14 protein-coding genes are annotated in these 16064 nt (G+C 71.1%); 12 read left to right on the forward strand and 2 right to left on the reverse strand.

Annotated elements, in window-relative coordinates:
* Positions 1 to 15 precede the first annotated feature (15 nt).
* The 6 genes from ACFSDF_RS02355 to ACFSDF_RS02380 all read left to right on the forward strand — a co-directional run bounded on the left by ACFSDF_RS02355 (position 16) and on the right by ACFSDF_RS02380 (position 6142).
* Positions 16 to 360: a YbaB/EbfC family nucleoid-associated protein gene (locus tag ACFSDF_RS02355; RefSeq protein WP_167002243.1), complete on the forward strand. Its 345-nt coding sequence runs from the start codon at positions 16 to 18 to the stop codon at positions 358 to 360.
* 3 nt (positions 361 to 363) lie between these two features.
* On the forward strand, positions 364 to 960 hold the full coding sequence (recR, locus tag ACFSDF_RS02360; protein ID WP_167001161.1) for a recombination mediator RecR: 597 nt from the start codon (positions 364 to 366) through the stop codon (positions 958 to 960).
* Between the two features lie 30 nt (positions 961 to 990).
* Positions 991 to 1560: a DUF5063 domain-containing protein gene (locus ACFSDF_RS02365; RefSeq protein WP_167249364.1), complete on the forward strand. Its 570-nt coding sequence runs from the start codon at positions 991 to 993 to the stop codon at positions 1558 to 1560.
* A gap of 111 nt (positions 1561 to 1671) precedes the next feature.
* The gene (locus ACFSDF_RS02370) at positions 1672 to 3744 is read left to right on the forward strand and encodes a prolyl oligopeptidase family serine peptidase (protein ID WP_377155975.1); all 2073 of its coding nucleotides are present in this window, start codon (positions 1672 to 1674) and stop codon (positions 3742 to 3744) included.
* Between the two features lie 54 nt (positions 3745 to 3798).
* Positions 3799 to 4047, forward strand: coding sequence for a LapA family protein (locus ACFSDF_RS02375; protein WP_208322229.1), 249 nt, complete (start codon positions 3799 to 3801; stop codon positions 4045 to 4047).
* 82 nt (positions 4048 to 4129) lie between these two features.
* Complete coding sequence (locus tag ACFSDF_RS02380; RefSeq protein WP_167001167.1) at positions 4130 to 6142, forward strand: MDR family MFS transporter; 2013 nt, start codon at positions 4130 to 4132, stop codon at positions 6140 to 6142.
* A 110-nt stretch (positions 6143 to 6252) separates the two neighbouring features.
* Here the strand turns inward: ACFSDF_RS02380 and ACFSDF_RS02385 are convergent, their stop codons facing one another.
* Both ACFSDF_RS02385 and ACFSDF_RS02390 read right to left on the reverse strand, forming a co-directional pair.
* Positions 6253 to 7041 carry an ABC transporter permease gene (locus ACFSDF_RS02385; protein ID WP_377155977.1) on the reverse strand — a complete coding sequence of 263 codons (789 nt, stop codon included), beginning with the start codon at positions 7039 to 7041 and terminating at the stop codon, positions 6253 to 6255.
* The gene (locus ACFSDF_RS02390; protein WP_377155979.1) at positions 7038 to 7979 is read right to left on the reverse strand and encodes an ATP-binding cassette domain-containing protein; all 942 of its coding nucleotides are present in this window, start codon (positions 7977 to 7979) and stop codon (positions 7038 to 7040) included. The genes ACFSDF_RS02385 and ACFSDF_RS02390 overlap by 4 nt, the downstream gene beginning before the upstream one ends.
* Positions 7980 to 8062: 83 nt before the next feature.
* Between ACFSDF_RS02390 and ACFSDF_RS02395 the strand changes: the two genes are divergently transcribed.
* The 6 genes from ACFSDF_RS02395 (at position 8063) to ACFSDF_RS02420 (ending at position 16046) form a co-directional block, all read left to right on the forward strand.
* Complete coding sequence (locus tag ACFSDF_RS02395; protein ID WP_377155981.1) at positions 8063 to 8842, forward strand: TetR/AcrR family transcriptional regulator; 780 nt, start codon at positions 8063 to 8065, stop codon at positions 8840 to 8842.
* A gap of 221 nt (positions 8843 to 9063) precedes the next feature.
* On the forward strand, positions 9064 to 10365 hold the full coding sequence (locus ACFSDF_RS02400; RefSeq protein ID WP_167001172.1) for an aspartate kinase: 1302 nt from the start codon (positions 9064 to 9066) through the stop codon (positions 10363 to 10365).
* A gap of 24 nt (positions 10366 to 10389) precedes the next feature.
* On the forward strand, positions 10390 to 11427 hold the full coding sequence (locus ACFSDF_RS02405; protein ID WP_167001174.1) for an aspartate-semialdehyde dehydrogenase: 1038 nt from the start codon (positions 10390 to 10392) through the stop codon (positions 11425 to 11427).
* Position 11428: 1 nt separating this feature from the next.
* Positions 11429 to 11941, forward strand: a complete 513-nt coding sequence (locus ACFSDF_RS02410; RefSeq protein ID WP_377155984.1) for a GNAT family N-acetyltransferase — start codon at positions 11429 to 11431, stop codon at positions 11939 to 11941.
* Positions 11942 to 11974: 33 nt separating this feature from the next.
* Positions 11975 to 14593, forward strand: coding sequence for an ATP-binding protein (locus ACFSDF_RS02415; protein ID WP_377155986.1), 2619 nt, complete (start codon positions 11975 to 11977; stop codon positions 14591 to 14593).
* Positions 14594 to 14642: 49 nt separating this feature from the next.
* Positions 14643 to 16046, forward strand: coding sequence for an FAD-binding oxidoreductase (locus ACFSDF_RS02420; protein ID WP_167001178.1), 1404 nt, complete (start codon positions 14643 to 14645; stop codon positions 16044 to 16046).
* The last annotated feature ends 18 nt before the right edge of the window (positions 16047 to 16064 follow it).

Here is a 16064-nt window from a genome sequence, read left to right on the forward strand (position 1 = left end):
CAGCCAGGTGGCGGCATGCCCGACATGTCTGCGCTGCTCGAGCAGGCCCAGAAGATGCAGGAGCAGCTGCTCGCCGCCAAAGAGGAGCTGAGCCGGGCCAGGGTCACGGGTGAGGCCGCCAGCGGGCTGGTCAAGGCCACCGTCACCGGCACCGGCGAGCTGATCTCGGTCGAGATCAAGCCTGAGGCCGTCGACCCGGACGACGCCGAGCTCCTCGGCGACATGGTCGTGGCCGCGGTCCGTGACGCCAACGACCAGGCCGAGCAGCTCGCGGCCGACAAGCTGGGCCCCTTCGCGGGTGGCTTCGGCGGTGGCGACGCCCTCGGTGGCGGCGGCGCTGCGGGCGCGCTCGGGTTCTGACGCATGTATGAAGGGGTCGTCCAAGACCTGATCGACGAGCTCGGCCGGCTCCCGGGCATCGGCCCGAAGAGCGCGCAGCGCATCGCCTTCTATCTCCTCGACGCCGACCCGGTCGACGTACGCCGCTTCGCCGAGGTCCTCACCGAGGTCAAGGAGAAGGTGCGGTTCTGCGCGATCTGCGGCAACGTCGCCGAGTCCGAGACGTGCCGCATCTGCGCCGACCCACGGCGTGACCCGTCGGTGCTGTGCGTCGTCGAGGAGTCCAAGGACGTCGTCGCGATCGAGCGCACGCGTGAGTTCCGCGGGCGCTACCACGTCCTCGGCGGGGCGATCTCCCCCATCGATGGCCGCGGACCCGACGACCTGCGCATCAGGGAGCTCATGCAGCGCCTTTCCGATGATGCGATCACCGAGGTCATCCTCGCCACCGACCCCAACCTCGAGGGCGAGGCGACGGCGACCTATCTCACCCGCATGCTCAAGCCGCTGGGGTTGCGCGTGACGCGTCTGGCCAGTGGACTACCCGTAGGCGGTGACCTCGAGTACGCCGACGAGGTCACCCTCGGGCGTGCCTTCGAGGGACGCCGTACGGTCGACTGACGCTGGGCGGACTGACGGACGGAGGCACGGGTGAGCGAGACGACGGACGACGAGCTGGCGGCGGTGGGCAACGCGTTCGCCGAGGACGTCGAGGCCGTGCTCGAGGGGCTGCGCTCGCTCGACGGGATGACCGATCCCGAGGAGGTCGTCGCGGGCCTTCTCGTCGAGGTGAGCCGCGCGCTCACCATCGGGGCGCGGATGGCGGCGATGCCGCGCCTGGTCCCACCCGACCGCTACGAGCCGGACATCGGTCCCGACATCGATCTCGACGACGTCCGCGTCCGTCTGGCCTCGGTGCTCGACGGGTTCGACACGTACGTCGAGGTCTTCGACCCGTACGACGACCCGGCCGCGCCGGCGGCGTACCGGATCTCCGATGACGTCATCTCCCTTGCCGCCGCGCTCGCCCACGGCATGCAGCACGCGCGCGCCGGTCGTCCGATCGAGGCGCTGTGGTGGTGGCAGTTCTCGTTCCTGTCGTCGTGGGGCGGCGAGACGACGTCGGCGCTGCGCGCGCTCCAGTCGGTCATCTCCCGCGACCGCATCGTCGGCGCGACGCCTGCGATGTCGCCCGAGGAACCCCCGCCCGACGCGCTCTGACCGGCCGTTCGCTCGGGTACCCGAGCGAACGTGCACCGACCCCACTGTGCACAGTCGGGTCGGTGCGGCTCTGCTGGGGTACCCCAAGCGGCGTGCGCCTAGGCTCGACGCATGACGCAGACCGACCCGTACCTGTGGCTCGAGGATGTTGACGGCGACCAGGCGCTCGACTGGGTTCGCGCCCGCAACGCCGAGACGGCGACCGCGCTGGAGTCGAGCGAGGAGTTCCGTGCGACCGAGGCGCAGATCCGCGAGGTGCTGGACTCGGACGCCAAGATCCCGCCGATCGCCAAGGCCGGGGACTGGTACTACAACTTCTGGCGCGACGCGCAGCACGTACGAGGCGTCTGGCGGCGTACGACCTTGGCGTCGTACCGCACCGACGACCCGGAGTGGGACGTCCTGCTCGACCTCGACGCGCTCGCCGGCGCCGAGGACGAGAACTGGGTCTGGCACGGCGCGACGGTCCTTCGTACGGGGCCGCTCGCGTTCACCCGCGCGCTGATCTCACTGTCGCGCGGCGGGTCCGACGCCGACGTCACGCGCGAGTACGACCTGGACACGCGCGAGTGGGTCGCCGACGGCTTCGTACGGCCCGAGGCTAAGGGTGACGTCAGCTGGATCGACGAAGACACGGTCTTCGTCGAGACCGACACGGGTCCGGGCTCGATGACGGAGTCCGGCTACCCGCGCATCGCCCGCCGGTGGCGACGCGGCGAGCCGCTCACGGAGTCGGAGATCGTCTTCGAGGGCGCTCACGAGGACCTGTCGATCGGTGCGTTCCGCGACCGGACTCCGGGGTTCGAGCGCGACTGGGTGGTCCGCGCGACGTCGTTCTACACGTCGGAGCGATACCTGGTCTCGACAGGCTCGACCGGCGGAGGGACAGGCTCGACCCTCACCAAGCTCGACGTCCCCGACTCGTCCGAGACCAGCGTGAAGCGTGACCAGATGCTCGTCGAGCTGCGCGACGACTGGGAGGTCGGTGGGCGGTCGTACGAGGCGGGGTCGCTGCTCGCGATCAGCTTCGCGGCGTTCCTTGACGGCGCCCGCGACTTCACCGTGCTGTACGAACCGACACCGACGAGCGCGCTGGCGGGCTACGCGTTCACGGCGAACCGCCTCGTGCTCGAGGTGATGACCGACGTCCGCAGCCGACTCGAGATCCTGACGCCTCCGGCCGCGCCCGGCGGCGAGTGGGACCGCGTCGACGCGCGTCACGTGCCCGAGCTCGGGACGCTGCAGGTCGGGCCGGTCGACGCCGACGCCGACGACGCGGTGTGGCTCTACACGACCGACTACCTGACGCCGACCACGCTCAGCCTGCTCGATCTCGGGCCGCGCGGCGTCAACGCGAAGCCGGTCCCGCTGAAGTCGATGCCGTCGTACTTCGACGCCGACGGCCTCGTCGTCGAGCAGCACTTCGCGGCCTCAGCCGACGGGACGCGCGTTCCGTACTTCGTGGTCCGCCCCGACGACCTCGCGTACGACGGCACGGCGCCGACGCTGCTCTACGGCTACGGCGGGTTCGAGATCTCGCTGACGCCTGCGTACTCCGGCGGGCTCGGGCGCGCCTGGCTGTCCGACGGAGGCGTGTACGTCGTGGCGAACATCCGCGGCGGCGGTGAGTACGGTCCGACCTGGCACCAGGCGGCGCTGCGCGACCAACGGCACCGCGCGTACGAGGACTTCGCGGCGGTGGCGCGCGACCTCGTCGAGCGCAAGATCACCTCGCCGGAGCACCTCGGAGCGATGGGCGGCTCGAACGGCGGGCTGCTCACCGGCAACATGCTCACGCAGTACCCCGAGCTGTTCGGCGCCGTCGTCATCCAGGTCCCGCTGCTCGACATGCAGCGCTACCACCTGCTGCTCGCGGGCGCGTCGTGGATCGCGGAGTACGGCGACCCCGACTCGGGCGACTGGGAGTTCCTCGCGACGTTCTCGCCGTACCACCTGTTCGACGCCGATCGGCCGTACCCGCCGGTGCTCTTCACGACCTCGACCCGCGACGACCGGGTGCACCCGGGGCACGCGCGCAAGATGGCGGCGAAGATGCTCGAGGCGGGCAAGGACGTGACCTACTACGAGAACATCGAGGGCGGTCACGGCGGCGCAGCCAACAACGCGCAGGCGGCGCACATGTCGGCGCTGGCGTACCGGTTCCTCTGGTCCCGCCTCACCTGACGCCCGCGCGTCACTGCGCGCGCAGTCGCAAGTCACGCCGGTACGCTGCCGAGCATGACCACGACCCCGCCTCCGGCCCGCGACGGAATCGGCGCGAAGGCGCTCACGTTCCTCAAGCAGCGCTGGCTCCCGCTCGTGCTGCTGGTGGTGGCGATCGTGTTCGTGTTCCAGAACCGCGACGACACCACGATCAGCTTCCTGTTCCTCGAGTGGACCTCGCCGCTGTGGTTCACGCTGGCACTCGTGCTCGTCGTCGGGATCGCGATCGGCTGGGCGCTGCGCGGCCGCCGCGGCAAGCCTTAAGCCGTACGACCGCGCGACGCTCCGACGCGCGCCCTGTCCCACCCTGACCGACAATCGCCCGTAGAGCGGACCGGGGGGTGCGATGGCGGAGCGTGAGGCGGAGACGGCGGATGTCGACAGCCTTCCGTCGGCGCGGGTCTGGACGATCTTCGGCGGGCTGATGCTCGCGATGCTCCTCGCCGCGCTGGACCAGACCATCGTGTCGACGGCGTTGCCGACGATCGTGCAGGACCTCGGTGGTGGCGAGCACCTTTCGTGGGTCGTCACCGCGTACATGCTCGCCTCCACCGTCACCACGATGCTGTGGGGCAAGCTCGGCGACCTGTACGGACGCAAGAGCCTGTTCATCATCTGCATCCTGATCTTCCTGGCGGGCTCGGCGCTCGCCGGGACGTCGCAGACGATGGGCCAGCTCGTCGCGTGGCGCGCCTTGCAGGGTGTCGGCGGCGGCGGGCTGATGGTCCTGTCGCAGGCGATCATCGGCGACGTCGTCTCGCCACGGGAGCGTGGCCGCTACCAAGGCGCCTTCGGGGCGGTGTTCGGGGTAGCCAGCGTGGCGGGGCCGCTGCTCGGTGGATTCTTCGTCGACAACCTGTCGTGGGAGTGGGTCTTCTACATCAACCTCCCGCTCGGCGCGGTCGCCCTGGTGGTCGTGACCGCTGTCCTGCCGCGCATCCGCCCGGACCGCGACGCGCACATCGACTACGCCGGCATCGTCCTGATCGGGACGGTCGCGACCGCCATCGTCCTGGTCACCAGCCTCGGCGGATCGACGTGGGGATGGAACTCGCCGGAGGTGTGGGGCTGCGTGGTGCTCGCGGTGGTCGCCCTCGTCGCGTTCGTCTTCGTCGAGCAGCGCGCGCCGGAGCCGGTGCTGCCGCTGCGGCTCTTCGCTAACCGGGTCTTCACCACGACCTCTGGCGTCGGGTTCGTCATCGGCTTCGCGATGTTCGGCGCGATCACCTACCTGCCGCTCTACCTCCAGCAGATCAAGGGCTCGACCCCGACCGAGTCGGGGCTGGAGATGCTGCCGATGATGCTGGGTCTGCTCCTGACCTCGATCGGCAGCGGGCAGCTGATCTCGCACACGGGTCGCTACAAGGTCTTCCCGATCGTCGGGACGGCGGTCACCGCCGTCGGCCTCTACCTCCTCTCGCTCATGGATCGCGAGACCTCGACGCTGCAGTCCTCGGCGAGCATGTTCGTGCTCGGCCTGGGTCTCGGCATGGTGATGCAGGTCCTCGTGCTCGCCGTCCAGAACGCCGTGGAATACCGGGACCTCGGCACCGCCACGTCCGGTGCGACGTTCTTCCGTACGATCGGCAGCTCGGTCGGAGTCGCCGCGTTCGGCGCCGTCCTCACCAGCTCGCTGGGCAACGCACTCGCGCGGGACACCCCGTCCACGGCGACCGGCGCCTGCAGCGGTGATGCGCTGAAGGAGTCCGCGCTCGCGATCAGGCGGTGCCCGCCGGAGGTGCAGTCGTGGTTCCTCGACGGGTACGCGAACGCCATCCACGTCGTGTTCCTCGCAGCGGTCCCGATCGCGCTGATCGCGTTCGCCCTGACGTGGTTCATCCCGGAGGTCCGGCTGCGGCGGTCCACTGGACGTACGGGCGCCGGTGAGGCCACGGGCGAGTCGTTCGCGCTGCCCTCGGGGCGGACGTCGCTAGAGGAGCTGCGCCTCATCCTGTGGCGCCGGGTCGGGCGGCAGGACCCGTTGCGGGCGTACGAGATCCTCGTGCGCGACCTCGATCTCGCGCTGGAGCCGGAGGAGTGCTGGATGGTCACACGCGCGTCGCTCAAGGGGCCGCGGTCGATCGCGACCATGGCGCAGCGGGCCGACGCCCCGCCCGAGACCGTACGCCGCGTCGCGGAGTCGCTGGCCTCGCACGGTCTGGTCAGCGTCGTCGGCGACACGGTCACGGCGACACCGGACGGCCACGCCGCGGCCGAGCGGATCCGTGCGCACGAGCGGGCGCGTCTGCAGCACTACATCGACGAGTGGGGGCCCGAGCCCGAGGTCGAGGAGCTGGTCGAGGAGCTGACCGAGCAGCTCCTCGCCGACGATCGGTCCACGGCGGGCCGCGGAAGGTGACCCGGGGGCCGTGGAAACCGACCCGGGGGCCGCCGAAACCGACCCGGGGGCCGCGGAAACCGACCCGGGGGCCGCGGAAACCGACCCGGGGGCCGCGGAAACCGACCCGGTTAGGAGGTGCGGCGGCGGAAGAGGCGCGCTGATGCCACCGCCGACGCCACGAGGATCAGCGTGCACCAGCCGAGCGCCCACCACGCCTGGTCGCCGATCTCGGTGCCCATCCACAGTCCGCGCAGCGTCTCGATGATCGGGGTCATCGGCTGGTGCTCAGCAAACCCGCGCAGCGCCGCCGGCAGCGTGTCGGCCGGGACGAACGCGGTGCTGACGTAGGGGAGGAACGCGAGCACCATCGTGAAGGCGTTGGCGGCATCCTTGCTGCGCGCGAGCAGACCGACCGTCGCCGCGAGCCACGAGATCGCGAGAACGAAGGCGGCCAGGATGCCGATCGCGGCGAACCACTCGAGAGGGCCCGCGCTCGGTCGCCAGCCGATCAGCAGCGCGACGGCGATGACGAGCGTGGTCGCGATCGCGTTGCGGGCGACGCTGGCCACCACGTGGCCGACGACCACGGACCCCGCGGCGATCGGCATCGAGCGGAACCGGTCGACGATGCCGTTCGTCATGTCGTCCGCGACCGCCACCGCTGTCGTCCCGGCCCCGAAGCCGGCGCACAGCAGGATGATCCCCGGCACCACGTAGTCCACGTACGAGCCGCCGGTCGACATCGCACCCCCGAACACGTAGACGAACAGCAGCATCAGCGCCACCGGCAGCGTGAGCGCGGTGAAGAACGCCTCGGGGTCACGCATCGAGCGGGTCAGCCCGCGCCGGATCATCACGCGCGAGTCGAGGACGGTGTCGGTGACCCGGGCCCTCGTGGCGGTCGTGGTGGTGCTCATCGGTGGGCCTCCAGGGTCGGTGCGGTGAGGGTGAGGAAGACGTCGTCGAGGCTCGGTGCGTGCATGCCGACCCGATGGGGCAACGCGTCCGCGGCTGCGAGCGTGTCGAGCAGCACTCGCAGGGAGTCGGGGGTGCCGTTGCTGGGGACGTCGAGGGTGAGGAGCACGGGATCGGCGGTGACCTCGGTCGTACGGAGTGCGGCGCGCGCGGCCTCGTACCGGGCCCCGTCGCCGTAGGACAGGCGGACGACCTCGCCGGCGACCTGCGTCTTGAGCTCCTCGGGCGTGCCTGCCGCGACGATCTGCCCGCCGTCGAGGACGGAGATGCGGTCCGCGAGCTGGTCGGCCTCCTCCAGGTACTGCGTGGTGAGGAGCACCGTGACACCGGTGTCGGCGAGCTCGCGTACGGTCGCCCAGACTTGGTCGCGGCTGCGTGGGTCGAGCCCGGTCGTGGGCTCGTCGAGGAACAGCAGCGTCGGGGGGACGACCATGCTCATCGCGAGGTCGAGGCGGCGCCGTTGGCCGCCGGAGAATGTCGTGGCCCGGCGGTCGGCGATCGTGCCCAGGTCGAAGCGGGCGAGGAGTTCGTCGGTGCGGGCGGCGCTCTCGATGCGGGACAGGCGCCGCAGTCGGGCCACCATCGTGAGGTTCTCGCGGGCGGTGAGCCGCTCGTCGACGGCGGCGTACTGACCGGTGAGGCTGATCGCGCCCCGTACGGAGTGGGGCTCGCGGGAGACGTCGTGGCCGGCGACGCGTGCGGTGCCGCCGTCGTACCCGATCAACGTCGCCAGGATGCGCACCAGCGTCGTCTTGCCAGCGCCGTTCGCGCCGAGGAGCCCGTGCACGGTGCCCGGGGCGATCGCGAGGTCGACGCCGCGCAGGACCTCGGTGGATCCGTAGCTCTTCGTGAGGTCGGCGACTTCGACTGTGTATGTCATACGCTAAACCGTATACGGCATACGCAGATTCGCGCAAGGCTCTATCGTGGCTGCACCGAGAACAGGCAGGACGAGGAGGTGGCATGGCCGAGGACGAGGTGCAGCTCCCCGACGAGCTCGCCTTGCTGTGGGGACGTCGATCCAGCGGCCGCCGCGGGCCTCGCCCGGAGCTCGACGCGAGCGCCATCGTTGCCGCCGCTGTCGAGATCGCCGACGCGGACGGGCTCGAGGCCGTGTCGATGGCGCGCGTCGCCAAGCAGCTCGGCTTCTCGACGATGGCGCTCTACAGGCACGTCGCCAACAAGGAGGAGCTGCTCTCCTTGATGTGGAACGAGAGTGCCTCGGTCGCCCAGGTGGTCGAGATCACCGGCGACACCTGGCGCGAGCGGATGCGCTCGTGGGCGAGCCTTCAGCGCGACATGCTCACGGCCCACCCGTGGCTCGCGCAGATGCCGATCAGCAACCCGCCTATGGGGCCGAGCGCCTTCACCTGGATCGAGCGCGGGCTCGATGCACTGACCGACACCCCGCTCAGCGACGTGGACAAGCTCCAGGCGATCGGCGCGATCAGCGCATACACGCTGGCCGAGGCGCGGATGGCGTACGAGGAGGCGACGGCGGCCGCGCGGAGGCGTGCAGAGGGCAAGCCGGTCGTCGCCTTCGAGAACGTGATCGGCCTCCTCGCCGACCCTGCGGTCTATCCCCACCTCGCCCGCCTGGCCGCGATCACGCCGACGATGCCTGCGGCCGGTGAGCCAGGTTATGAGGAGATGGTCGGGGCGAGCTACGACTTCGGCCTGGAGCTCCTCCTCGACGGCATCGCCGCGGCGATCGCCCGTGCGGGCGGTGAGGCGACGCCGTGAACGCGTGGATGCCCGCCGTCCATCGTCGCGCCGCGGCCCGTCGGGCCCCGTCGCGGACGGGGACCATCGCGGTGTAAGCCGTACCGGTGAGCATCGTTGCCTTCCTCGGCGATCGGCCCGCAACCCGAGACGCGCCCGGGTGCTGTGGGGCGCGCCGTTAGACTGATCTGGGCGCAGCGTGGCGTCCTGCCACCTGCAACCGAGCCATACGAGGAACCTCCGTGGGCATTGTCGTCCAGAAGTACGGCGGCTCGTCGGTGTCCGACGCCGCCAGCATCAAGCGCGTCGCGCAGCGCATCGTCGCCACCAAGAAGGCCGGCCACGACGTCGTCGTGGTCGTGTCCGCCATGGGTGACACGACGGACGAGCTCCTCGACCTCGCCCACGAGGTCTCACCGCTGCCGGACGGCCGCGAGCTCGACATGCTCCTGACCTCCGGCGAGCGGATCGCCATGGCGCTCCTCGCGATGGCGATCGGCAACCTCGGCCAGCAGGCACAGTCGTTCACGGGCTCACAGGCCGGCGTGATCACCGACTCGAGCCACGGCAAGGCCAAGATCATCGACGTCACACCGGGTCGCATCCGCAAGGCGATCGAGGAGGACGCCGTCGCGATCGTCGCCGGCTTCCAGGGTGTCTCTCACGAGAGCAAGGACATCACCACGCTCGGCCGCGGCGGGTCCGACACGACCGCCGTCGCGCTCGCGGCCGCCCTCGAGGCCGAGGTCTGCGAGATCTACACCGACGTCGACGGGATCTTCACCGCCGACCCTCGGATCGTCCCGACCGCACGCCGCATCCCCGTCATCTCGTACGAAGAGACGCTGGAGATGGCGGCCAACGGCGCTAAGGTCCTTCACCTGCGCTGTGTCGAGTACGCGCGGCGCAACAACATGCCGATCCACGTCCGCTCGTCGTTCTCCACCAAGGAGGGCACCTGGGTGCTGAGCGCGGAGCGGATCAACGAACTGCTGAATGAAGGTGAGGGGGAGGCCCCCGTGATGGAGCAAGCAATCATCTCCGGCGTTGCGCACGACCGCAGCGAGGCCAAGATCACCGTGGTCGGGGTCCCCGACAAGGTCGGCGAGGCCGCCCGCATCTTCGAGACGCTCGCCGACGCCCAGATCAACCTGGACATGATCGTCCAGAACGTCTCCGCGGCCTCGACCGGGCTGACCGACATCTCGTTCACGCTCCCGCGTGCCGACGGGCAGACGGCGATGACGGCGCTGGCGCGGCTCAAGGACGAGGTCGGCTACGCCCAGCTGCAGTACGACGACGGCGTCGGCAAGATCTCGCTCGTCGGAGCCGGGATGCGCACCAACCCCGGCATCTCCGCGAAGTTCTTCAAGGCGATCGCCGACGCTGGCGTCAACATCGAGATGATCTCGACCTCCGAGATCAGAATCTCGGTTGTCGTCAACGAGCAGCAGATCGATGATGCGGTGAGTGCTGCGCACCACGCGTTCGACCTGGACTCCGACGAGGTCGAGGCCGTCATCTACGGCGGCACCGGCCGCTGACCGAACGCAACAAGGAGAGACACCATGGCCAACGGGCTGAAGATCGGCGTCGTCGGCGCGACCGGACAGGTCGGCGCCGTCATGCGCACGCTCCTGGAGGAGCGTGCCTTCCCGATCGCCGAGATCCGCTTCTTCGCCTCCCCGCGCTCGGCCGGCAAGACGCTGCGCTTCGCGGGGCGTGACGTCGTCGTCGAGGACGCGGCGACCGCCGACCCGACGGGCCTGGACGTCGCGGTGTTCTCCGCCGGAGCCACGATGTCGCGCGTCCAGGCGCCGCGTTTCGCCGCGGCAGGCGTCACGGTGATCGACAACTCGTCCGCATGGCGCAAGGACCCCGAGGTCCCGCTGGTCGTCTCCGAGGTCAACCCGGGTGACATCGCGAACGCCGTCAAGGGCATCATCGCCAACCCCAATTGCACGACGATGGCCGCGATGCCGGTGCTCAAGCCGCTGCACGACGAGGCGGGTCTCGTCCGTGTCGTCGCCAGCACCTACCAGGCGGTCTCGGGCTCCGGCCTCGACGGCGTCGAGGAGCTCGCGACCCAGGCCGAGAAGGTCGTCGCCGGCGCTCGCGCCCTCACGCACGACGGTGGCGCGGTCGACTTCCCTGAGCCCCAGAAGTACGTCGCCCCGATCGCCTTCAACGTGCTCCCGATGGCGGGCTCGATCGTCGACGACGGCTCGTTCGAGACCGACGAGGAGCAAAAGCTCCGCAACGAGTCGCGCAAGATCCTCGGCCTCCCCGAGCTGCGCGTCTCCGGCACCTGCGTGCGCGTCCCGGTGTTCACGGGCCACTCGCTCTCGCTCAACGTCGAGTTCGCAAACGCGATCACGCCCGACCGCGCCCGCGAGATCCTCGCGTCCGCTCCCGGGGTGCAGCTGGTCGACGTGCCGACGCCGCTGCAGGCCGCCGGTGCCGACCCGAGCCTGGTCGGCCGGATCCGCCAGGACTCCAGCGTCGACGGCAACCGCGGGCTCGTGCTCTTCGTGAGCAACGACAACCTCCGCAAGGGCGCGGCGCTCAACACCATCCAGATCGCCGAGCTCATCGCTGCCCGCTGACGTGGCACCCCTCGTCCGCGAGCGGCGTCCCGAGGACGTCCCGACCCTGGTCGCCGTCCTCGCGGAGGTCCACGAGCACGACCGATATCCGATCGTCGGCACCCACGTCGAGCCCGGCTGGCTGACCGAGCCGGACGGCCCGGCGTGGGTCGCGGAGGTCGACGACGAGGTCGTGGGCCAGGCGGCGCTGACGACCGGCGCCGATGCGGTGTCCCGTACGGCGCTGGGCGGGCCGGGCGTCGACGCCGTCACGTTGTCCCGGTTCTTCGTCGCGCCCCGGTCGCGCGGGACGGGCGCGGCCGCCGCACTGCTCGACACTGTCGAGACGTACGCCGGGGGCCGCAGCCTCGGGCTCGCGCTCGAGGTCGTCGCCCACAACGAGGCGGCCCGCAGGCTGTACGAGCGCCGGGGCTGGTCTCCGCTCGGGTCGTACAAGGTGCGCTGGTTCGGCGCGGACGGCCCGGCGTACGAGGCATACCGGTTCGTCCTGCCGGTGCGGGCCGCAAACTTCTAGGGCGCGGCGCTCGGCCTGAGCGAGACTGGGTCGATGCGACTGCTGGAGCGCGGCAGCGCCCTGGCCGAGCTGCAGACGGCGTACGAGGATCTGCGGCACGGGCACGGGAGCGTTGTCCTCGTCCAGGGCGAGGCCGGCATCGGCAAGACCAGCCTGGTGCGGTGGTTCCTCGCCGAGACGGTCGACCCCGCGCGTAAGGCATCCGGCACGGCCCCCGCTCGTACGCCGCGGCGTGACGTCCGCCTGCTCGTCGGCTCGTCCGACGACCTGGTCGTCCCCCGCCCGCTCGGTGCGGTCCTGGAGCTCGCCGAGGCGGAGCCCGACCTCGCCGACGCGCTGGCCGCCGGCGCCGATGCCCCCACCGCCGTCCTCGCGGCGGCGCGCGAGGAACCGACCGTGTGCGTGCTCGAAGACGTGCACTGGGCCGATGAGGCGACGCTCGACGTCATCACCGTCCTCGCGCGTCGGATCGAGGAGCTCCCACTGCTTCTGCTGCTCACGTTCCGCGACGACGAGGTCGCGGCGGACCATCCGCTGCGTCGATCCCTGGCGGCGATCCCTTCGTCGCGCGCGCACCGCGTCGTTCTCGCGCCGCTGACGGTGGAGGCCGTCGGTCAGCTGACGGGAGCGCAGTCCGACGCCGGCGCGGTGCACGCCCTCACCGGCGGGAATCCGTTCTTCGTCACCGAGGTGGTCTCGGGCGGGACGGGCCGCGTCCCTGCCAGCGTCCGCGACGCCGTCCTCGGCCGGTTCGCCCGCCTCTCGGAGGCCGGCCGCGCTACCGCTGAGCTGGTCAGCGTCGTCCCAGGTCGGACGGAGGGGTGGCTGGTCGAGGCCTGCCTCGGGGACCGCGCCGACGTCGCCGACGGCGAGCGCCACGGTCTCCTGGTCGTCGACGGCGCCTCCGTGCGCTACCAGCACGAGCTCGCACGGTGGGCCGTCGAGGCGGAGCTAGCCGGCCAGCGCCGCCGTGACCTCAACCGCCTCGTGCTGCACGAGCTGGCCGCGCGTGGCGCCTCCGACGCCCGGCTCGCGCACCACGCCTGGATCGCAGGCGACGCGGACGCGGTCCTGCGTCACGGGCTCGCGGCGGGCCAGCGAGCCGCGCGCGCCCGGTCCCACCGGGAGTCCGTGGAGCTGCTCGCCCGCGCCCTGGAGCACGGACACCTCCTTCCTCCGCGGGCCCGCGCCGACGCGCTCGACCTGCTCTCGTTCGAGGCCTACACTGCCGGTCGGGCCGAGCACGCGGTCAGCGCGCGCGAGGAGGCCGCCCGCGTACGGGAGAAGCTCGGTGACCCGCTCCGCTCGTCGGACACCCTGCGGTGGCTCTCGCGGATCCGTTGGTGGGCCGGAGACCGGCCGGGAGCCGAACGGGCGGGTCGCGAGGCGATGGACGTGCTCGACGGCCTGCCCGACTCCCGCGAGCACACCAAAGCCCTCAACAACCTCTCCCAGCTCGCGATGCTGGCCCAGCGGGACGAGGACGCCATCGCGTACGGCGAGCGCGCGCTCGCGATCGGGTCCGCGCACGACGACCGCGAGGTCGTGGCCACCGCGCGGATCAACATCGGCACGACGCTCGGTCGCGTCGACCTCGAGGGTGGGATCGACATGCTCCGGCAGGCGGCCCGCGACGCCGCCGAGCTCGGGATGTACGAGGAGACCTGCCGGGCGCTGGTGAACGTCGCCTGGAACCTGAAGGACGAGCGGCTGTACGCCCGGGCGAGCGCGATCATCGACGAGGCCCTCGTGGTCGCCCGGACGAACGAGCTCTCCAACTTCTCGGACTACCTGTACGCGATGCGCGCGCTGGTCGATCTGGCCACCGGTGCGTGGGGCGACGCCGACGCCGACGTCGCCCGTGTCGAGACCGCACTGGTGCCCTCGCTCGAGGCGGAGGCGCTGCTCGCCATCCGGCGCGGCGAGCCGCAGGCGGAGGCGCTTCTGGACCGCGCCTGGGCCCGTGCGACCACCTCGGCGGAGCTCCAGCGGCTGCGGCCGATCGCGTGCGCCCGTGCGGAAGCGGCGTGGCTGGCTGGAGACCACCAGCGGGTCGACGAGGCGACCGCGACGACGTACCCGCTCGCCCTCGAGGTCGGGACGCCGTGGGACGTGGGCGAGCTCGCCGTCTGGCGCTTCCGCTCCGGCCTCCTCGAGCGCGCTCCTGAGGAGTGCGCGACGCCGTTCCGGCTCGAGATCGACGGCGACCCGCGGGGAGCCGCGCGGGCGTGGAAGGAGCTGGGAGAGCCCTACTCGGCTGCGCTCGCGGTCCTGGCCTCCGACGACGTCGACGCGGTCCGCGATGCGGCGTCCGTGCTGGACCGGCTCGGTGCCGTCACCGGACTGCGGGTCGCTCGGACCCGGCTGCGCGACCTCGGGGTCGCCTCGGCGCCGCGAGGCAGGCGGGCGAGCACCCGGAGCAACCCGTCAGGGCTCACCGACCGCCAGCTCGAGGTCCTGTCGCTCCTCGTCGCCGGGGCGTCCAACTCCGTGATCGCCGAAAGACTCGTCGTGTCGCCCAAGACGGTGGAGCACCACGTCAGTGCCGTCCTGGCCAAGCTCGGCGTGGCGAGCCGGCGCGAGGCGGCCGAACAGGGCCGTCTCCTGGGCGTCGCCGACCACGAACGTGGGGGGACCGGGCGGCAAACGTAGGTGGTCCGCCCCGACGCCGCCGCCCGCCGATCTTCCTAGCGTCGTCTCCATGACCACTACCACCGCACCACAGCACAGCGAACGGATCGACGTCCCCGGGTTCCGGGGCGAGCTCATCGAGCCCGGGGACGCCGCGTACGACGACGCCCGCGCCGTCTACAACGGGAGCATCGACCGCCACCCGCGCCTGATCGCGCGCGCCACGGACGTGGCCGACGTCATCGCCGCCGTCCAGACCGCACGCGAGCTCGGCCTTCCCGTCGCCGTACGGGGAGGCGGGCACAACGCCGGCGGGCTCGGCGTAGGCGACGACGCCTTCGTCGTCGATCTGTCGCGGATGCGCGCGGTCCACGTGGATCCGTCCGAACGGGTCGTCCGCGTCGAGGGCGGGGCCACCTGGGGCGACGTCGATCACGCGACGCACCCCTTCGGCCTCGCCGTGCCCAGCGGGATCATCTCCACCACGGGCGTCGGCGGACTCACGCTCGGCGGCGGGATCGGCTACCTGGCCCGTGAGTTCGGACTCACGATCGACAGCCTCCTGTCCGCCGACGTCGTCCTCGCCGACGGAACCTTCGTAACCGCCGACGCCGACCGGCACCCCGACCTGTTCTGGGCGCTGCGCGGAGGTGGCGGCAACTTCGGTGCGGTCACTTCCTTCACGTTCCGTGCCCACCCCGTCGGCGACATCGTCGGCGGGCCGATGTTCTTCTCGCTCGACCGCGTGGCCGAGGTGATGCGGGCGTGGGACGACTACCTCGAGGACGCACCTGACGACGTCACCTGCTGGTTCGGGTTCGTGACCGTACCGGCCGTCGACCCGTTCCCGGCTGCGCTCCAGGGGCAGGTCGTCGCGGCCCTGGTGTGGTGCATCAACGCACCGGCCGACCGCGTCGAGAAGGCGCTCGCACCCTTCCGGGCCATGGGGCCCGTGATGGACGGGGTCGGCCCGATGCCGTACCCCGCGCTGCAGAGCGCGTTCGACGCGCTCTATCCCTCGGGTGACCAGTGGTACTGGCGCGCTGACTTCGTCGACGACCTCGGTGACGACGCGATCGACGTGCACGTCACGCACGGGCCCACCCTCCCGACGCCGAAGTCGTCGATGCACCTGTATCCGATCAACGGCGCTGCCGGCAGGGTCGGACGTCACGACACCGCCTTCAGCCACCGGCAGGCGAAGTATGCCCAGGTGATCGTGGGCGTCGACCCCTCGCCGGAGGGGTTCGAGGAGGTTCGGACGTGGACCCGCGGCTACCACGACGCGCTCCACCCGCACTCCGCCGGCGGCGCGTACGTCAACATGCTGCAGGACGACGAGGGGCCCGACCGGGTGCGGGAGAGCTATCGCGACAACTTCGACCGGCTCATCGCGGTGAAGGACCGGTACGACCCGGGCAACGTGTTCTGCCTCAACAAGAACGTGCCACCGAGCACGGGGAGCAGTGCCTGACCGGGAGTGTGGAACGAT

Source organism: Mumia zhuanghuii (assembly GCF_042681565.1).
Lineage (GTDB): Bacteria > Actinomycetota > Actinomycetes > Propionibacteriales > Nocardioidaceae > Mumia.